Origin of the sequence: Pseudanabaena sp. FACHB-2040 (genome assembly GCF_014696715.1) — a bacterium.
In the GTDB taxonomy this organism is placed as follows: domain Bacteria; phylum Cyanobacteriota; class Cyanobacteriia; order Phormidesmidales; family Phormidesmidaceae; genus JACVSF01.
Window position 1 is genome coordinate 1 of the sequence record NZ_JACJQO010000011.1, and the last position, 19,823, is coordinate 19,823.

General features: G+C 53.0%; 15 protein-coding genes. 7 read left to right on the forward strand and 8 right to left on the reverse strand.

Translation table 11 applies throughout. The features are described 5' to 3' along the window. Positions 1-255 precede the first annotated feature (255 nt). The 3 genes from H6G13_RS14040 to H6G13_RS14050 all read left to right on the forward strand — a co-directional run bounded on the left by H6G13_RS14040 (position 256) and on the right by H6G13_RS14050 (position 2,960). Entirely contained in the window at positions 256-951 is a 696-nt protein-coding gene (locus H6G13_RS14040) for an FCD domain-containing protein (protein ID WP_190483857.1), read from the forward strand. Between the two features lie 108 nt (positions 952-1,059). Further along, a complete protein-coding gene (locus H6G13_RS14045) occupies positions 1,060-2,310 on the forward strand; it encodes a Zn-dependent hydrolase (protein ID WP_190483858.1) in 1,251 nt (416 codons plus the stop codon). A 26-nt stretch (positions 2,311-2,336) separates the two neighbouring features. After that, a complete protein-coding gene (locus tag H6G13_RS14050; protein ID WP_190483859.1) occupies positions 2,337-2,960 on the forward strand; it encodes an NUDIX hydrolase in 624 nt (207 codons plus the stop codon). 13 nt (positions 2,961-2,973) lie between these two features. Here H6G13_RS14050 and H6G13_RS14055 read toward each other — a convergent pair whose 3' ends face one another. Both H6G13_RS14055 and H6G13_RS14060 read right to left on the reverse strand, forming a co-directional pair. Beyond that, complete coding sequence (locus H6G13_RS14055) at positions 2,974-3,432, reverse strand: SufE family protein (RefSeq protein WP_190483860.1); 459 nt, start codon at positions 3,430-3,432, stop codon at positions 2,974-2,976. Positions 3,433-3,514: 82 nt separating this feature from the next. Further along, on the reverse strand, positions 3,515-3,778 hold the full coding sequence (locus tag H6G13_RS14060) for a DUF370 domain-containing protein (protein ID WP_190483861.1): 264 nt from the start codon (positions 3,776-3,778) through the stop codon (positions 3,515-3,517). Between the two features lie 224 nt (positions 3,779-4,002). Between H6G13_RS14060 and H6G13_RS14065 the strand changes: the two genes are divergently transcribed. The 3 genes from H6G13_RS14065 to H6G13_RS14075 all read left to right on the forward strand — a co-directional run bounded on the left by H6G13_RS14065 (position 4,003) and on the right by H6G13_RS14075 (position 9,697). Continuing rightward, a complete protein-coding gene (locus H6G13_RS14065; RefSeq protein WP_190483862.1) occupies positions 4,003-5,763 on the forward strand; it encodes an NFACT RNA binding domain-containing protein in 1,761 nt (586 codons plus the stop codon). A gap of 525 nt (positions 5,764-6,288) precedes the next feature. Continuing rightward, entirely contained in the window at positions 6,289-9,186 is a 2,898-nt protein-coding gene (gene polA, locus H6G13_RS14070; RefSeq protein WP_190483969.1) for a DNA polymerase I, read from the forward strand. Between the two features lie 295 nt (positions 9,187-9,481). Further along, entirely contained in the window at positions 9,482-9,697 is a 216-nt protein-coding gene (locus tag H6G13_RS14075) for a hypothetical protein (protein WP_190483863.1), read from the forward strand. A 220-nt stretch (positions 9,698-9,917) separates the two neighbouring features. Here H6G13_RS14075 and H6G13_RS14080 read toward each other — a convergent pair whose 3' ends face one another. After that, a complete protein-coding gene (locus tag H6G13_RS14080) occupies positions 9,918-10,763 on the reverse strand; it encodes a M28 family peptidase (protein ID WP_190483864.1) in 846 nt (281 codons plus the stop codon). Positions 10,764-11,458: 695 nt separating this feature from the next. On the opposite strand from H6G13_RS14080, the gene H6G13_RS14085 reads away from it, so the two are divergent. Beyond that, complete coding sequence (locus H6G13_RS14085; protein ID WP_242028317.1) at positions 11,459-12,658, forward strand: septal ring lytic transglycosylase RlpA family protein; 1,200 nt, start codon at positions 11,459-11,461, stop codon at positions 12,656-12,658. On the opposite strand, the gene H6G13_RS14090 is transcribed toward H6G13_RS14085, so the two are convergent. From H6G13_RS14090 to purE, 5 genes are all read right to left on the reverse strand, one after another. Next, a complete protein-coding gene (locus H6G13_RS14090) occupies positions 12,635-14,194 on the reverse strand; it encodes an anthranilate synthase component I family protein (RefSeq protein ID WP_190483865.1) in 1,560 nt (519 codons plus the stop codon). The genes H6G13_RS14085 and H6G13_RS14090 overlap by 24 nt on opposite strands. A 99-nt stretch (positions 14,195-14,293) precedes the next feature. Further along, complete coding sequence (locus tag H6G13_RS14095; protein WP_190483866.1) at positions 14,294-14,722, reverse strand: photosystem I reaction center subunit II PsaD; 429 nt, start codon at positions 14,720-14,722, stop codon at positions 14,294-14,296. A gap of 357 nt (positions 14,723-15,079) precedes the next feature. Beyond that, the gene (locus tag H6G13_RS14100) at positions 15,080-17,116 is read right to left on the reverse strand and encodes a DICT sensory domain-containing protein (protein WP_190483867.1); all 2,037 of its coding nucleotides are present in this window, start codon (positions 17,114-17,116) and stop codon (positions 15,080-15,082) included. Positions 17,117-17,463: 347 nt separating this feature from the next. After that, complete coding sequence (locus H6G13_RS14105) at positions 17,464-18,963, reverse strand: ammonium transporter (protein WP_190483868.1); 1,500 nt, start codon at positions 18,961-18,963, stop codon at positions 17,464-17,466. A gap of 270 nt (positions 18,964-19,233) precedes the next feature. After that, complete coding sequence (purE, locus tag H6G13_RS14110; protein WP_190483869.1) at positions 19,234-19,755, reverse strand: 5-(carboxyamino)imidazole ribonucleotide mutase; 522 nt, start codon at positions 19,753-19,755, stop codon at positions 19,234-19,236. Between the last annotated feature and the right edge of the window lie 68 nt (positions 19,756-19,823).

A 19,823-nucleotide genomic window follows, 5' to 3' on the forward strand; every position in this document is an offset into this window, starting at 1 on the left:
AATGGCGCTGTGGACCCACACCGACTCCATCTCGAACTCGGAACGTGAAACGCAGCAGCGGCGAAAATAGTGAGGGGGTTGCCCCTTGTCAAAATAGCTCGATGCCTGGTCTACATTCCAAAAGCCCTCTTCCTTCAATGGATGAGGGCTTTTGCTTTGAACAGCTTCTGTAGATGAGTGTTGTGTATACCGAATACAAGTTGCCAGGCGAGTTAGAGTAGCTGTAAGCAACCTATCGATCTTGGTGTCTGGCTTGTGATCCTGTCTTCCCAACCGGCTATCCGACGCAGTAAATCTCTTTATGAGCAGGTCTACAAGGCTCTGCGAACCAGTATCTTGAGTGGTGAGTTGTCCCCTGGGGGTCGTTTAGTAGAGACCCAACTGGCAGACTGGCTGCAGGTGAGCCGAACGCCTTTAAGAGAAGCTTTGCGGCAGCTACAGCAGGATGGGTTAGTGAAGGCAGATACTAATGGTGGGCTGCGGGTAACCACAATATCTGCGGAGGATGCAGCCGAGTTATACGATTGTCGTCTCGCACTGGAGCAGGTTGCTGTTGTAGGGGCCTGTCAACATGCGACGCTTTCTCAGATTAAGCAGTTGGAGTCTTTTGTGACTCAAGCTGAGGACATTGGGCAGAAGCGCTCTGTGGAGCTAGATTTTCTGCAGCTACTGGATTTAGACTACCAATTTCATCACTTGATTGCTGAGAGTTCTAGTAACCGGCGGCTGGTTTCTTTATTAGATCAGCTGTTTGATGCAATGGCACTGCTGCGAATTCAAACACTGCGTCTTAATCCAGGGGTGCTTGATATTCGTTTAGAGCATCGACAGATTTTCGAGGCTATTGCAAGCCGCAATTCCACAGGAGTTATTACAGCAATCAAGAGTCATCTTGTTGCTAGTAAGGAAAGAGTTACTCGGGAAATTGAAGCCTCTCAGCGCGAGATTTGAGATGTGAAGTAGCTTTTTTCCCAACCGTGCTCTCTAAAACAATCTTGGCTTATTCACCTTTATAGACTGCATACGAAATACATAGTGTTTAGTAGGAACTGTAAAACTATGGCGGCAACCCTGACAAAGTTAGCCATCAATGGGGATCGCTTGAATGAACGCATTGCTCGCCTTGCAAAAATTGGGCGAACTGCCTCTGGAAGTATTCGACGGTTGGCGTTTACCCCTGAGGATTTGCAGGCGCGCTATCAGGTGCAGCAGTGGATGGTAGCAGCTGGCATGACTGTGCGGGCAGACGCTGCAGGTAACTTGATTGGTCGCTATGAAGGGACGCTAGGCCAAGTACCTGCATTGGCGACGGGTTCTCATATTGATACTGTTCCCTCTGGCGGCTGTTTTGACGGGGTACTAGGAGTGTTAGCTGGCATTGAAGTGGTAGAAACGCTGCAGCAGAATCAGGTGCGGCTGCAGCATCCTATTGAGGTGATTGTGTTCACGGATGAGGAGAACACGATGATCGGCTGTCAGGCGATCGCTGGAACCCTTGATTTGAGCGACCCAAAACAGTTTAAAACGACGGTAGATGTGCCTATTGAAGACTGTTTGGAGCGGATTGGAGGAAATTGGGATGAGCTGAAGACGGCTCGCCGCTCCCGGATGGATATGGCTGCTTTTGTTGAACTGCACGTGGAGCAGGGGGCTGTGCTGGAGCGTCAACGGAGCAATGTTGGGGTGGTACAGGGGGTGGTAGGGATTCGCCGCCTGGCAATTACGCTTTTGGGTGAAGCTAACCACGCGGGTACGACGCCGATGGATATGCGTCAGGATGCTTTGGTGGCGGCGGCAGAGATTGTGTTGGCGGTTCGGGCGCTGGCAGAGCGAATGCCGGGTGAACCGGTGGCGACTGTGGGTCGCCTGGAGGTACTGCCTAATGCGGTTAATATCGTGCCGGGGCGGGTAACTCTATCAGTAGATATGCGGGACTTGTCGAAGGACTGTTTGGACCAGATGGTTGCTCAGTTGGATCAGGAGGTAAGGGCGATCGCATCTGCTCATCGTGTTCAGGCTGAAACGGCTTCTTTGCTGTGGGTTGAGCCTTCCCCGTCGGCCTCCAGTATTCAGTCGACGATCGAGGAGGTTTGTCGAGATTTAGGCCTGAGCTGCTGCTGTTTGCCGAGCAGAGCCGGACATGATGCTTTGGAGATGGGGCGCATTACTGACATGGGCATGATTTTTGTGCCTAGCCAGGCTGGTATCAGTCATTCTGAGGCGGAGTATACTTCGCCGGAGCAGTGTGCTCAAGGTGCTAATGTTTTGCTGCATACCTTGCTTAAGCTAGACAGTGTCTATCCGGTTTAGGTTAACAGCAGAACTCAGAGAGTGCTATGAGCCATCAGTGGTTAAAGTGGGCACAGCAGCTTCAAGCTATCTCCCAAAACGGGCTGACTTACCAAAATCATCCTTATGACGTGGAGCGCTATGAGCAGCTACAGCAGATTGCTGCAGAAATTATGGCAACCTACACTGACTTAGATATGGCCGCCATTTTGGACCTGTTTCAAAGGGAGAAATGGCATGCTACGCCTAAGGTCGATGTTCGTGGGGCAGTCTTTAGGGATGGGCAAATTTTGCTGGTGCAGCAGCGAACAGATGGGTTTTGGACGCTGCCAGGGGGGTGGGCAGATGTGGGCGAATCTCCAAGTCAGGCGGTGGTGCGGGAAATTTTAGAAGAGTCAGGTTTTGAAACAAAAGCGGTGAAGGTTGCTGCTGTTTACGACCGGGACCACCCTCGTCACGGCCACTTACCGGAGCCGTATCACGTCTATAAGCTGATCTTTCTTTGTGAGCTCCTCAGCGGTGCTCCTACAGAGAGCTACGAGATTCAGCAGATTGGATTTTTTAGGGAAGATGAAATTCCTGATCTTTCTTTGTACCGGGTTGTGCCTAGTCAGATTTCACGGTTATTTGACTATTACCGGGATCCCAATTTACCGACAGATTTTGATTAGTCTTTGGAAGTTGCTATGACTCAGAATCAGCAGCGGACAGTTGGGATGGAGACTCACTCAGAAAAGCCGTTGCTTTCTTCTGCATGGCTTTAAAGATGTTGTAGAAGCCGTTGGCGCGTGAGGGGGTGAGGCTGACGTCTAGCTGAGTATCTTTAATGAAATCGGGGGAGAGGCTGATAATTTCGCTTGGGGTGAGCCCGCTTAGCCCCTGAATGAGCAGGGCAACTAAACCCTTGGTAATCTGAGCGTCGGAGTCGCCTTGATAGTGAATTTTGCCATCTTCTAGACTGGCAATTACATAGACTTGGGACACACAACCTGGCACTTTGTTTTCAGGCGTTTTTTCGGCTTCAGGAAATCTTTCTAACTTTTTGGCAAACCAGAGGAGCTGTTCGTATCGACGTTTAGGGTCGGAGACCCGCTGAAAGCGATCGACTAGCTTATCAATAGATGCAGGACGGGGCGCAGGCATTGCGATCGCAACCTTCCAAGTTCAACAGCGGAGCTACATTTATTGTAGACGGTGGATTAGCGCTGATTTAAACCAGCAGGCTTTAGACTTTGGCATCGACTTCTTTATTAGAAACGAATCGGTGGGCGACCGTTTCAGGCTGAATGGCAGACAAAATGACGTGGCCAGAGTCAGTAATAATGACGGCACGGGTGCGGCGACCATAGGTTGCGTCTACCAGCTGTCCTCGTTCGCGAGCATCGGAGATGATGCGTTTAATAGGAGCAGATTCCGGGCTGACGATGGCAATCACCCGGTTCGCTGAAACGATGTTGCCAAAGCCAATGTTGATTAGCTTAATGTCCATAATGAAAAGAGAGAATGTTGAACCGAGTTGACGCTTATGCACATACGCGTAGAACAATGGTAACGAAAAAAAAAATACCTGATCTCTGTTTTCGGGCATAAATCATCTTAGTAAGCTTTTAAATCGCCTCGGCTAAAGGTTAGCGGGCATTAATGCAAACAGTCTTTGATTTAGACGCTGTAGCGCCCGATTAAACCGGAAATAACTCTTATGGGGGATGACCTGTGCAACCAGTCGACTTCACTACTCTGGCCGCAGTCTGTTGTGACTTGCGCAAACATTGGATACCGGCTCGGTGTGAGCAGGTATACCAACGAGATCGCAACACCCTCTGCCTAGCGCTAAGAACTTTGGACAAACGGGGTTGGCTAACCCTTTCTTGGCACCCCCAGGCCGCTCGAATTCACATGGGAGAAGCGCCGCCGCGCACGCCCGATACTTTCACGCTCAGCCAACAGTTGAAGCATCAAATTAATGGCTTGGCTTTAGTGTCGATTGAGACAATTGCACCGTGGGAGCGAGCTCTGGATTTTCAGTTTGCCCGCCGCCCTGGGGATGAGCCGGAGTGGCATTTGTACATGGAGGTGATGGGCAAGTACAGCAATTTGTTTCTCACCAACGCGCGTAACCAGATTGTGACAGTGGCTCACCAAGTGAGCGAACAGCAGTCGAGCGTGCGCCCTGTCGCGACAGGAGATGCTTACGAGCGGCCTCCCGCCATCGCTGGCCCGTTGCCTAGCCTAAAGGAATCTCAGGAACGCTGGCAGGAGCGGGTTAGCCTGATTCCTGGGCCGCTGCAGAAAATGCTGCTGAAGTCGTATGGCGGATTGAGCACTGCCCTAGTGCGATCGCTCCTGGTAGCAGCTCACCTAGATCCAGATGCGTCCACCACATCGCTGTCTCAAGCTGAGTGGAACCGGCTCTTTGCCCTTTGGCAGACGTGGTTGACCCGGCTAGAGGCAGATCAGTTTGAGCCCGGCTGGACGGAGACTGGCTATACGGTGATGGGCTGGGGCGCGACGGCAGCAGCGGATGATGTACAGACCCTGCTGAACGACTACTACACGCATGAACTGAACCTGCAGGTTTTTGGTCAGGTCTCGAATCAGCTCAACCAAAGACTGCGTAACCTGCTGAAAAAGCTGCGACAAAAAGAGGCTACCTTTCAGACACGTCTAGACCAGTCCGATCAGGCAGACCACTACCGGCAACAAGCAGATTTGCTGATGGCCTACTCTTATCAGTGGCAGCCAGGCATGCAGGCAATGGCGCTGGAGGATTTTGATACTGGCGAACCCGTCAGTATTCCCTTGGACCCAGAAAAGAATGCGGTGCAAAACGCCCAGGCGCTCTACAAAAAACACCAGAAGCTCAAGCGAGCGCGAGATGCAGTAGAACCCTTGATTGCCGAAGTTCGCTCTGAGATTGCTTACTTAGAGCAGGTGGAGGCGGCCCTAACCCAAATTCCGCAATACGAGAAAGCGGTAGATTTGGATGCGATCGCAGATATTCGTGAAGAACTGATTCAACAGGGCTATCTCGAAGCCCCTGACTACCGGCCCGCAGCGCGTCAAACCGACGACAGCAGTTTCTATCGCGTGCGTACGCCCAGTGATTTGGAGGTGCTGGTGGGCCGCAACAACCGCCAAAACGACCTGCTAATCTCTCGGGTGGCAGGCGACTATGACCTCTGGTTTCACACTCAGGAAATTCCAGGGAGCCATGTGCTGCTGCGGCTGGATGCAGGCCAAGCCGTGAGCGACGAGGACTTGCAGTATGTGGCCGATTTGGCCGCCTTTTACAGCCGGGCTCGACAGGCCGATCAGGTCTCCGTCATCTATACTCAACCCCGGCATGTCTATAAGCCCAAAGGAGCCCGACCTGGCATGGTGATTTACAAGCATGAGACTGTGCTTTGGGGCCAGCCGCAGCGAATTCAGGTTCAGCAAGATCTGCAAAGCAGTCGTGAACCCGCTTCCGTGTAAAATAGCTTAAGGCAGAGTGATTAAGTACATTTGCTCATCAGCTTGAATTATCAAATTCAAGTGACAATTCTGCGAACTTATATCACAGAATTTCTGTACTAGAAGATACAATGAGAGCTGGAGAAAAGATGGGCCTGAGAAACCCGTCACCGTATCAGAATTTGGTGCGGTTTCCTCCAGCTTGAGAGAACAACGTGAATATTTAATTTATCGAAATCGGCTTCTGTAGAGGCCGATTTTTTTTAATTCTTTACTTGCTGTACGTCCCTGTTCTGTAGCGTCTTAGGGAGAATGCGCCCCAATCGTTAATTTCATTTTGACTGGGCTATTTGGGGTTGGCATCTCTCTAATGGATTCTTTTTACGGTGAAGCGCAGAAGACGGAGGGTAGGAACGGAGGGCAAAGGGCATCCCTTCTGCCCTCTACCTTCTGCCTTCCTAATGCCATTTACAATGTTCTAAGCGGCAAAATTTTGGATGAACTACCGTGGCAGCGAAGGTTTCTGAAGCAGACAAACCCACTCTGATGCTTGTGGATGGTCATTCTCTGGCCTTTCGGTCGCACTTTGCCTTTGCCAAGGGACCTGATGGTGGGCTACGGACTTCTACCGGCATTCCGACCAGTGTTAGCTACGGCTTTCTTAAGTCGCTGTTGGACATGATGGAGGTGGAAAAGCCTCAGTACGCTGCGGTGGCTTTTGACCTGGATGTGCCTACATTTCGGCATCAGGCTGATGTGACCTACAAAGAGGGCCGACCGGATGCGCCAGAGGGCTTTGTAGAGGATATTCGTAATCTGAAGCAGCTGCTGCGGGACTTTGGCCTCAAAATTTTCACAGCTGAGGGGTTTGAAGCCGATGATGTGATTGGTACCTTAGCAACCCAGGCTCGGGCTCAAGGGATGCGGGTGAAGATCCTCAGCGGTGATCAGGATCTGTTTCAGCTAGTTGACCCAGCTGGAGAGGTAACGATCCTGCATTTGGGCAGCGCCTTTGCTAAAGGGCCAACTAACACCTTGACTAAGGAATTTAATTCCCAGGCGGTTCAGGACAAGTTGGGCATTGCTCCAGAGCAGGTGGTGGACTACAAGGCTCTGTGCGGCGACTCCTCGGACAATATTCCTGGAGTGAAGGGCATTGGGGCAAAGACGGCTTGCAAGCTGCTGCACGACTACGGTTCTCTTGACGGGATCTACGCTGCCCTCGAGGAGATTAAGGGCGCAGTGAAGAAAAAGCTGGAGGAAGGTAAGGAGATTGCTTACCATTCCCAGTTCATGGCCCGGATTGTGACGGATGTGCCGCTGTCAGTACCGCTAGAAGACTGCAGGCTCAAGGGCTTTGATCCGGAGGTGGTCATTCCGGCCCTGAAGCGGTTGGAATTTCAAAGGTTTGTCAGTCGCTTGAACAAGCTGCAGCTAGCCTTTGGGGGGGAAGTATCGGAAGAGCTCAATCGGCAGGTCACAGCGGTAGCGGCTGAAAATCCCAGAGCCCCAAGCCTAACCACTTTTGCGGGGGATGATCTGGATTTCTTTTCGGCGGAGGACACTGATCAGGCTCAGGCGGTGCAGTCGGTTGCGATCGCACCCAAAATCATCACGACAGAACCCCAACTCTACGAACTGCTAGACATTCTCTCGGCCCAAACTGACCTAGATCGACCTGTTTCTTGGGATACCGAAACTACTGCCTTAGACCCTCTAGACGCCAAGCTGGTCGGTATCGGCTGCTGTTGGGGCATGGGGCCTGAGGACCTAGCCTACATTCCAGTCGGTCATGCTTCGGGCACCATGCTGCCGCTAGACACTGTTTTAGAAGCTCTGCGTCCCATCTTAGAGAGCGCAGATTATCCCAAAGCGCTGCAAAATGCCAAGTACGATCGGCTGGTGCTGAGGGTTCATGGCATTCATCTCAAAGGCGTGGTCTTTGATACGATGCTGGCTAGCTACGTGCTCAACCCTGACGGCAGCCACAACCTGACCGATTTGACTTTGCGCTACCTCAATATGGCGGCCCAGTCCTACGAAGACCTGGTGCCCAAAGGCAAAAACATTGCCGATATTGCGATTGAAAAGGTTGCTCACTACTGCGGTGGCGATGTTCACGTTACCTATCATCTGGTGCCCAAGCTCAAAGCAGACTTGGTCGAAATTGAAGGGTTGGAGCCACTTTTTCGGGAGATTGAGCTGCCGCTAGAGCCGGTGCTGGCAGAGATGGAGTACCACGGAGTCCGGATTGATCCGGCTTATCTGGCGAATTTTTCCCAGCAGTTAGAAAAAGATCTGGCTAGCCTTGAGACTCAGGCCTACGCTGCCGCAGGCGAGAAATTTAACCTAGGCTCACCCAAGCAGCTCAGTGAACTGCTGTTTGACAAGCTCAAGCTAGACCGGCGCAAGTCTCGCAAGACCAAGACCGGCTACTCCACAGATGCCGCAGTGCTAGAGAAGCTCCAGGGCGATCACCCAGTCGTAGATCTGGTCGTGGAGCACCGCACCTTATCCAAGCTCAAATCGACCTATGTTGATGCCCTGCCCGCTCTAATACGAGATGACTCCCAGCGCATTCACACCGACTTTAACCAGGCGGTTACGGCGACCGGGCGGCTGTCTTCCTCCAATCCCAACCTGCAGAATATTCCTATTCGCACAGCCTTTAGCCGCAAGATCCGGGCCGGTTTTGTACCCGAACCAGGCTGGCTGCTGGTTTCTGCTGACTATTCTCAGATTGAGCTGCGGATTTTGGCCCACCTGACGGGGGAGCCGGTGCTGGTTGAAACTTACAACAACAACGAAGATGTCCACGCCCTAACGGCTCGCCTCTTGTTCGAGAAGGAGAATATTTCATCAGAAGAACGCCGTATGGGTAAGGTAATCAACTTCGGCGTGATCTATGGCATGGGCGCGTCTCGGTTCGCCCGAGAAGCTGGGGTCAGCCGCACCGATGCCAAGACCTTTATCGATCGCTACTACGAGCGCTATCCCAAAGTATTTGAGTATTTGCAGCAGATGCAGCGAGAAGCGATCGCAAATGGCTTCGTCAAAACTATCAAAGGCCGCCGCCGCTACTTCAACTTCACCAGTAATTCCCTGCGCGATCTGAAGGGCCAAAATCCCAAAGAGATTGACCTCGAGCGAATCAGTCCCAACGGTTTCGATGCGGGATCTTTACGAGCAGCGGCGAATGCTCCCATTCAAGGATCTAGTGCCGACATTATCAAGATTGCCATGATTCGGCTGCATGATTTGTTGCAGGGCTACCAAACCCGTCTGCTGCTGCAGGTGCACGACGAACTGGTATTTGAAGTGCCCCCCGAGGAATGGGACGATCTGCGAACCCAGATTGCCTCGACGATGGAGTCAGCAGTTGACCTAAAGGTGCCACTGAAGGTGGAAGCCCACGCTGGGCCAAACTGGATGGAAGCGAAATAGCTGCCCTTTGAGGAGCGACATAGAAGTATATTAAGTGCCTAAATGGGGCAATGTTGCAAACGCCTAAAGAAGTGGCTAAGACTGAACAGCAGCGGACAGAGCGTTTAGCCGCAGTGCGGAACCTGGAAATTAATCCTGAGGACGTCTAGGCTACTGTCTCTCCTTGGGAAAAGTGAGGTGGCTGAAGTGTTACCTGAGACAGTGACAAGTTGCACGAGCGGTTAGTAAGGTTGAAGGGCTCAAGGCCCAGCTATCAGGCGTAGGTGGGCTTGGAATAGTGATCAAGAGGCTTGAAATGCGCTTTTTGCTAATGCTCGTGGTGGTGATTTGCATGTTCCTGTCGGGCTGTGAGGTGCTAACGCCGCATACTAGCAACGCCATCTCTGAGAGCGGCCAGCTAGAGGAACTGCATCAGCAGACCCAACAGATCGAGAGACAGACGCAAGCGATCGAGCGGCTGACCAATGCGGTTGAACAACTTGCCAAGCCTCAAGTGAACCCTCAAAATTAATTCCTGCTTAGTTTTCTGACGCTGATTTGTGAAGTGAATTTCAAGAGCTAAAATTTTTCTTTGCTGCATTTGGGCAGGAACTCTCCCAGCGTTAGAAGGGCCAGATGGGTGGCGCTTTATTACCTGTTCGCGGCTGTTCACTGATGAGGAGTGGGCGGTGCTGGAGCGGGAATTAGGGCTTTGATAGGTGAAGGTTGTAGGGTATACGGTTTTTGGGTGTTTATAGGCGCTCTAGGCTCAGGATTAGCCCTTGGCAGACGCGGGTGAGGAAGTCTAGGTCGAGGGTTTCGATGCGATCGCTACTCTGGTGGTAGTGCGGGCTTCTCAGATCTGCTGTGTCGGTCACCATTACTGCTGGGTAGCCCAAATCCCAAAAGGGGGCATGGTCGCTGCGGCGAGTATCGGGCAAAATTTTGCCTTGGCGAATCATCGGCAGCCATTGACACGGTGCTCCTGCTTTGCGAAAAGAGCGCTGTAGCCGCATTAGGTCGGGCACTATCTGCCAAGGGCCAATTAAGGCAATAAAGTCGCCCCGGTTGGGGTAGATAGCTTCTAGAAACTTTGCTGGGTACTTTTGGCTGCCGGGAAGAGGGTTGCAGTAGCCCAGCATTTCCAGCGAGAGCATCAGCCGCAGGCGAGTGCCCTGCTGCTTTAGGCTGGCAGCATAGGCCCGGCTTCCGACCAGTCCATACTCTTCCAGATCAAAGGCGACTAGATGTAGGGGAGACCGGGGTGCATGGGCTGAGAAGTGGCGAGCCAGTTCTAATAAAACGGCTAGCCCGCTGGCATTGTCGTCGGCACCAGGGGAACCGGGCACCGTGTCGTAGTGGGCACCAACGACGATTGGGGGACGGCTGTTGTGGCGGCCAGGAATATTGAGTACCCAATTGTTGTGGGACTGATTTCGCACAGTGAAGACCTGAGCCTCAACCGGGCCAAACTCAGACAGGACTTCGCGGATGTACTGCTGGGCATAGAAGTGGCCCTCGCTAGCGAAATAGGGGTTGCGATCGCGCACTAGCTGCTGCAGGTGCTCAGTCAGTCGGGCTTGGAGGGCGTCAAACATCCCTTGTAGAGCTACAGATCACAAAGCTCGTGAATAAGTTCTGCAAACAGTCCCGTATTGCCTAGGAATTCCATCTGAGGGAAAACAATGCAGTGAAGAGCCTCTAATAAATCTGAGGATCGGTTAAAAACCCCTTTTCCTGTGGGCTTTTGACCAAATTTGAAGCAGGGAGCTTAAGCGGCAAGAAGATGGATGCAGCTAAAAATATCCACAAAAGCTCCTCTTTGTCAACTAACGCGCTGCTGATCACAAATCTGTAACGAAGCCGTATATTAGAAATTCTGCTTTTGTCTGCTAACAAAGATACAAAGCTATGGCTTATGCATTCTACCTGATTGAGCTATTTGCAAAACATCGGGCTTACCGAATTTCTGCAAATAGTTTCGAAGACAGGCATTTTCCGAAAATGGGTCGATTCTTTCTAAACTCTTTCAATCACCTGCTGGCATGAGGATCTACTTGCGGCCAATCTTTTAGGGTTCGTTTTGGCCACAGTTCCTGTATGCGTTGCTTTCAACATAAGGTCTATGGATTTTCTTGGGCTTTTTTGGGTTGCATCCTTTCTAAATAACGACTTCGCTGCACTTTCTACTGCTGCACTTTCTACCATCGTTTGGCCAGAGGCTCGGTTAGATTACCCGGCTAATACACTTTCTTCAACTGGTTCGGTTGCCTACATCGCTACAGCTCAGGCAATGACTAGCGGCTCTCTTCTAGAAATTCAGCGCTCACGGTTTCAACCGGGCGCACAAGCTTTTATCCCACCCGAATCACTAGGGTTTTTAGCAGCTCCTAACTACGCACCCTTTTTTCTGTCACTGCCGCTGCAGCAGTCTGGGGCGTTGCCGTTTGGGCAAGGGATTTTCACAGCCCTACCCCGACTACTAGAAGACATTGCAAGTTGGCTGAGTCCTGAGTTTTCAGATGAGCTGTGGGCACCCTCTTTGCTTGAGCAGAGAGAACTGGCGATGGGCCTATTGCCCAGTTCCGACACCTCCGATCCGCGAGAAATTGCGCTGAACTCTCAGCTGCCTCTGCTTTCGGAAGATGTGCTCGACTGGAGTATTTGGAACTCAGTGGCCAACGTCTCAGTCATCAAAGTTAGCTCTAAAGCAGAGGCTGAATCTGAAATTGCCTTTCTCAAAACAGGCAATCAGTGTTTAGCCCTCTCTTCAACGCTGGAGCGTGAAATTGGTGAAGCTACCGCGACCGCTCAAAAACCGCGCTATCAGATTTGGATCCACGACACCCCAGTAGGGGAAGTAAAGTCGGCTGAAACGGCGTACCAGATAGCCACTAAGCTCAGACGGCTGCTGCAGGTAGAAAGCCTGCAACCTTCCCGTCTCAAGCCTCTTTTAGGGAACTCTTTTGCGGCGGGTGGGCACGACAGCGAAATTTTGTTCGTGGTGGATCAGTCAATGCTGCTAGATACTGCAGCAAACCCGGCCTTAGTTGCCTCTCAGTGGATCAACAATCTGCGGGTTGCCTTTGGGGAAGCCCCATTAGAGCTTGTAGATGTGCAGATGATTGCCTATGGTCTGCGAGAAACCAACCGCCGCATTCAAGGTACGGCGTCCTGGTATGGCCCTTACTTTCATGGTCGCCAAACCGCCACAGGTGAGATCTTCAACCAGCATGAGCTGACCGCAGCACATCCGTCTCTGCCGTTTGGGACGTACCTGAAGGTGCACAACCGGGCGAACGGCAGAAGTATTGTGGTGCGGGTTAATGACCGAGGCCCTTACGTGGGAGAGCGGTCTCTGGATCTGTCCTATGCTGCTGCCCAGTGTTTGGGTAGTGAACGAGTTGGTGTTATTCCCTACGAGGCAACCATCTTGAAACCTGGGATACCCGCTCGGTGGGACAGCGCTTTAATCGCTGGGCTCAACCCGTAGGGGGGGCTGGAGGCAACGAATGGCCTCCAGCATTCCCTTGGCTTTGTTGAGGGTTTCCTGGTACTCCTTTTCGGGAACAGAGTCGGCCACAAGTCCGGCTCCGGCCTGAACGCTGACCTGATAGCTGCCATCGGCCTGCTGCCGAACGACCATGGTGCGAATTGCGATCGCAGTATTCAGCTGCCCTTCAAAGTCGTAGTAGCCGTAGACGCCAGAGTAAGGCCCCCGGCGACAGGGCTCTAGATCGTGAATAATCTGCATGGCCCGAATTTTGGGGGCACCGCTGACGGTTCCTGCTGGGAAACAGGCTTTGAGCAGCTCCCAGGCAGTTTTTTCGGGGTCCAGTTCGCCAACCACGTTACTGACAATGTGCATAACGTGGGAGTAGCGCTCAATCACCATCAGCTCATTAACCTTAACCGAACCGCTGAGGCAAACCCGGCCCAAGTCATTGCGGCCCAAGTCTACCAGCATGACGTGTTCGGCGATTTCCTTGGGGTCTTGCAGCAAGTCTTGTTCATAGGCCCGATCTTCCTGGGAAGTTTTGCCCCGAGGTCGGGTGCCTGCGATCGGGCGCACCGTTGCTAGCTTAGGTGAATCGGGCATTGCCCCGTGGGTAGCCTTGACCATGACCTCTGGACTGGAGCCAATAATCTGCCAGTCTTGGAAGTGGAAGTAGGCCATGTAGGGCGAAGGGTTGATCAGCCGCAGGGAGCGGTACAGATCAAAAGGATCGCCGCTATAGGAAGTAGACAGGCGCTGGGAAATGACGACCTGAAAAATGTCTCCTGCCCGAATGTGGTCTTTAGCTTTTTCTACGCTGGCACAAAACTCTTCTGGGCTGCGGTTGCTAGTGTACTGCAGCGGAGCCGTTTGAGTATTGCCTGGCGATGCCCAGGATAGCAGCGCATTTTTCTCTGGCAGAGGTGAACCCAGCTTGGCAACCAGTTGACGAACGCGATCGCACGCCTCCTCGTAAGCTGCCCTCAGGTCTAGCCCTGGCTGTCGTAGGTCGGCGTAAGCAACCGCCCAGACCTTTCGCTGCACCTGGTCAAAAATTAGCAGACTGTCCACCTGCATCCAGATGCCGTCCGGCAAATCTCCAGCAACCGGTGGGTGAACTGTTACTGTGGGCTCAATCCAGCGGATTAGCTCATACCCCCAAAAGCCAAACAATCCACCAATGCCTGCTGGCAGTTCTGGCAGCTTGACCGGGCGGTAAGGAGCCAGGCACTGGCACAGAATATCAAACGGATTGCCGCAAAACAGCTCAACCGACCCATCCCGGTGAGTTTGGGTAGTTTTATCACCGCAGCTTTCCAACACCCAAAGCGGGTCACAGCCCAGCAGGCTATAGCGCCCTAGCGTTTCTCCCCCCTCGATTGACTCCAGCAAAAAGCTGTAGGGCTGCCCAGCACAGACCTTATACCAGGCAGAAACGGGCGTATCGAGATCGGCTACCCACTCCTGATAAACCGGCACAAAGTTTCCCTGCTGGGCACAGGCTTGAAATTGGTCAAAGGCTGGAAAAATCATGATTCCTATTTTAAGGGGAGAGATGACAGAAGGGGCGCGGCATGGCCGTGCCCCTTCTAGTCAAGGGAATGAATCTATGAGTCTATCAAGCCGCCAGCATTAGACCTCGTAAGGGGTCTTGCCGCTGAACTTGACAATCGCGGGGTCGGGATTGGAGCCGATGTTGCGACCGATGCTGTTGACAGCGCTCCGGCCCTCGTTCACCTTTTCGGGGAAAACGCCGTCAGCCGGGTGCAGATACTGGATCTCGCCGCTAGGGAAAATGCGGTAGATCTTATAGTTCTCCATTCTGGGCTTGTACTTGGTGCGCAGCTGCCGGGTCAGGGCAATGCACTGCTCTTTACGAGCCAAGTACAGCAGGTTATCGCCTTCATGCATGATGGCGGAACCACCGGTAGGCATTTCAAACACTTGCTCTTTGGGGCTAGTCCAGGTGATGGCGTATTTTTCTTCGACGGCAGCTTTGGTAAGCAGACCGCCAGTATTACCACCAAAAAAAGGAGTTTGTCCAGTTAGAGTTTCAGGCATGGATTTGCTATCTCTCAACCTTTTGTTCGGCATCCTATCATCGCGAGATAGCGTGTTTATCGGGATTGTGAGGAAGTGTAACAGTTCTTCAGACTCGCTAGCTGGGAAAGGGGTGGATGGGTAGGCGAGTGGATAAGTAAGGGAGATAAGGCGGATAGGGGAGATGGGGAAGCTTCTGCTCTTTATACAGGCTGGGAACGTTCAGTTTTTTGTGCAGGCCACGACTGGAACCCCTGATTCTTCGTTAAAACAACCCAAGCAACCAGGAGGAAATTTACACCTCCGGTATGGATCCGGCTAGCTCCTCACCCATCCACTCATCTACCCATCCACCCACTCACTCATCTACCTCCCTTCTCAATCGCCCAGCAAAACCGACTTCTGCCCCTTTGCAGAGCGCCGCGATCCGCTTCGAGGGCTGGCAGTTCTGGCTGGGCGGCTGGGTGGCTCCAGCCCTCCCTGGGCTATCGGTAGCGTGAAGTGAAACTGGCTGCCCTGATCCTTTCCAGCTGAGGTGGCCCAGATTTGCCCACCAATACCTTCAACGATTTGACGGCACATGGCCAGACCCAGCCCTGTGCCGCCTGTGGTTCGGCGCAGGGCTCCCTCCTCCTGGTAGAAGCGATCAAAGACAATCTCTAGCCGATCGGGCTCGATGCCTCGCCCAGTGTCGGTGACGATGACCTCCATCATTTGGTCGTTGTAACGCCGGGCCTCAATGGTAATGGTGTCGTCGGGGCCGGTAAATTTGCAGGCATTGTCCAAGAGTTTGACTAGCACTTCTACCAGCCATTCTCCGTCGGCTCGCACTAGAGGCGCTTTGCTGGGGATCTTGACTTTGAGGGAGGCGCAGGGCGTATTGCCTTGGCGGGCCTGAACGCTACTCAAAGACAGGTCTACGCATTCCTGCAGCGCCAAGGATTCTAGGTTCCACTCAATGCGACCGCTCTCAAGGCGGGACAGGGTGAGGAAATCCTGCACCAGCTTTCGCATGCGTTCGGCATCTTCTAAGGCTGCTTGCAGCATGACTTGGCGCAGCTCCAGCGGCATATCGGGCTCACTAGCTAAGCTTTCCAAGCAGACCTGAATGGTCGAGAGGGGGGTTCTAAGTTCATGGCCAGTGATGGCAATGAGATTGCTGCGGGTGCGATCTAGCGCTTCGAGCTGGCGGTTGAGATCCTGCAGGTTGGCATACGCATCGGCCTGGATCAGGGCGACGCTGAGCTGGGCTGCGATCGCATCTACCAGCGCTTTATCATCCTCAGTCCACTGGTAGGGGGTGGACTGACAGTGGTGCAGCTCAATCATCCCCAGCAGCCGCTTCTGGTAGATCAGCGGCACCAGCATCCAAGACTGAATGCCCCACCGCTCTACCAGCGGCATGACGGCATCGATCTCCTGCCGATAGGGAGAATCTTGGGCTTGGGTATCTTCAATCGACACTGTCTCCTGAGCGTCTTGAACATACTCAAACAGGGGGTTGTTTGTCAGGGGCCAAGTCTGATCCATCAGCGAGGGTACTGAGGGCTTGAGGTGCTGATTACGAATTACCACTTCCCCAGCTCCAGGGCTGTAGGGGTAGATCAGGCAGCGGCAAACCTCTAATGCCTGCCCCAACTCCCGCACCGTAATTTGAAAAATCTCCTCTGGGTCTAGGGACTGCCGAATCGCAGAGGTAATCGAGTTGACCAGCCGTTCCCGCTGCTCTTGGGCCGAAATCGCCTTGTAAGCCTTAAGCAGCTTATACTGACCGGCTTGCAGGTAAGTAATTAGCCGTTGCACAAAGGGATCTGAGCTACCGCCGTCGAGCAGTAGCGCTGGAGCCAGGTCTTCACCCAGAAACTTCTGGCGGGCTGCCTCAATCTTGTCGGCCAGTTCAGGGCGATAGACCTCAATTCGGCTGAGCAGCTTCAAGGCTGCCTGCTGACTCACAAAGCGATCTTGAGTCCAGATGCCCTCAAATCGACGGTTTTGCTCTAGAGCAGTGCCAGTAGAGCGATTGACCAGGGAAATGGGCGATCGCTCACGACAAATTAGGCAGGCGCTGTAGGTCAGCCCCATCACTAGCAGGTGCCACTCCTGGGCCAGCGCGTCCCCTTCCTCAAAGGCAATAGTTTCGTAGATATCTGAGCGATTGGTAAAGCTAGTGCCACTGGCCGAAAGCACGTAAACCTGGTCGGTGACATCGGCGATGCGGGCGTAGCGACTAGACTCCTGCCGATAAAACCGCTCCTGCTGAAAGCTGGCGATCACCAGGGGCGGCTCTGTACCCGCAAGGACTTGGTCCTCCATCGCGTGGGACAAAGCCGTCAGGGAGGTCTTGAAGTAAAGCTGAGGTCTGAGCTGGGGAATCGCCTGTAGCAATTCTTCCACAACGGAAGTAGGGTTGCTCATGAAACGGTCAGGGACCAGCGAGGACTAAATTAACGGCCCAAGGGGCTAAGCACGAGAAGCACAGAAGCACCTTAGCAGTGCTGCTGAAAAGCTTTCAACACCCTATCAGGTGATGGCTACTTCAATAGCAGCTTTGTAACCAATATCTATCATCGGCTAAAACGACCCCGGAGTGAGTAGTTTGGGCATGGAGATATCTGAGTTTAGATCTAAATCCATGTCATGCCCTCCCCTAAGCTGCTGGGACAAAAAAGAGGGGCGCAGGTTGTGCGCCCCTAGTTCATTTCTTAAGCTGATTTCTCGACGATAGAGCCGCAGTGCATCGCGTTTCTACGTCAAAACACTTGCTACATCACGCCGCCCATGTCGCTGGTGTCTTTGAGGAAGCCGCTGTAGGCTTCCATGCCGTGCTCACCAATATCTAGCCCCTTGAGCTCCTCTTCAGGAGCAACTCGCAGGCCCAGCACTGCCTTCAGCACCAGCCAGAAAATGGTGGATGCTACTACGGTAAACAGACCCACGGTGAGAACACCGATAAGCTGGATTCCAAGCTGACCGAACCCGCCACCGTAGAGCAGTCCGGCAATGCCTTCGCCGCCCTGGGTGAAGTTGTTGGGGTTGGCAAATAGACCAACAGCCAGAGTACCCCAGATGCCGCAGACCAGGTGAACCGAGAGTGCACCTACGGGGTCGTCAATTTTGATGCTGTCGAAGAAGCCGACAGCGAAGACAACCAGAATGCCTGCAATCAGACCGATCCAGAAAGCACCACCATAGCCAACGACAAAGCAACCAGCAGTAACCCCTACCAGTCCGGCCAGGATGCCGTTGATGATCATGGACAGGTCGGGCTTGCCATTGAGAGCCCAGGAGGTGACAGTCGCGGCAACGCCACCCGCTGCAGCTGCAATGTTGGTAGTTACAGCGATGTAGGGAACGGCAGTATCAGCCGCTAGCTGAGAGCCGGGGTTAAAGCCAAACCAGCCGAGCCATAGGATCAAGCAGCCGAGAGTGGCAATGCTGAGGTTGTGGCCGGGCAGTGCGTTGATTTGACCGTCTTGATACTTGCCAATCCGAGGACCGAGGAAAGCAGCACCCATCAGAGCTGCCCAACCGCCCACGGAGTGAACAATGGTAGAACCGGCGAAGTCATGGAAGCCGAGGTCAAGAAGCCAACCGCCACCCCAGAGCCAGTGACCGGTGATGGGATAGGCAATGCCCACCAGCAACAGGCTGAAAACGATGAAGTCAACGAACTTAATCCGTTCAGCAACTGCGCCTGAAACGATGGTGGCAGCAGTACCGGCAAAAGCTACCTGGAACAGGAAGAACGTATCTTTGGTCAGATTAAGACCATCGGGACCAAGGCCGTATGTCTCAGGAGCTCCGCCCAGGAAGAAGTTTGACCAGCCGACAAAGCTATTGCCGTTGGCTCCGAACATCAGGGAGAACCCAATGAACCAGTAGGCTAGGGTTGCCAGGGCAAAAACTACAAGGTTCTTAGAAAGAACGTTGACAGCATTCTTCTGGCGGCAGAAACCCGTCTCTAGCATGCCGAAACCGGCATTCATGAAGATCACCAGGAAGGCGGCGATCGTGATCCAGATATTGTTCAGGGCGAACTGAACATCCTCGGCAGTCAGGGGAGCATCTTGAGCGTGGGCAGCCACTCCCCAGGTAGCAACAATAACCAGAGCCAGGGGAATGCAGGCTAGCCAGCCCCAGGAGGTCTTGCGGCCAAACAGGTTCTTGATGGCCTCATCAAAGGGAGGCACGTTGGAGTTCCAGAAGGACGGGGTGGGCCGCCTCCGAAATTGCGATCGCTTGCGTAGCACTAATCTAGACATCTCGACAGACGTTCCTTCAACACATCAGACAGCAAATACAGCCTTGCTCAGACAGCTTTCGCCTCCGAACACTCACCAGCAGATGCGTAAACACCAAAAGTGAAGACAGAATGATTCCACCAATTCTGCGAGTGGCAATCTGTATCAGGGAACACAATATCCGTGTAAACCCTCAACAGATGAGCCAGTTTAGGCTGCAAACATTGAAAAAACTTTGAGAACTTGGATGTAAGAACTTGCAGAAGTTGCCGCTGTCGCGATTAGGTCCAGTTACATTAAGTTCTTTAGGTACTGTCGATACCCTACAGTTTCTAGCTGAGCCTGCTTGGCTCTGACTGAGGCTTCTAGATCCGCTCGATATTGAGAAACGGCTGCTAGCAAGTCTGGTCGATGGCTGGCCAAGATCTGCACAGCTAGAAGCCCAGCATTCTTAGCATTGCCAATTGCAACCGTAGCCACCGGAATTCCTGCAGGCATTTGCACAATCGAATAGAGCGAGTCTATGCCCTGTAGTGTGCGGCTCTGCACCGGCACCCCGATCACCGGCAGCGGCGTGAGTGAAGCTACCATGCCCGGCAAGTGCGCTGCTCCTCCGGCCCCGGCAATGATTACCTTCAGCCCTCGAAGATGGGCCTGCTTGGCGTAGTCCACCATGTGCTCCGGAGTCCGGTGAGCTGAGACGATGGCGACCTCATGGGCAATATGAAACTGCTCGCATACTTCAATGGCCGCTTGCATGGTGGGCAAGTCTGAGTCGCTGCCCATAATGATGCCAATCTCCGGGGACTGCATGGTTTTCTCCCTTTCTTTTCGTGTCAGCAATTCATTGACGGTAGCAAAACGTAATAGGATTTAATCTT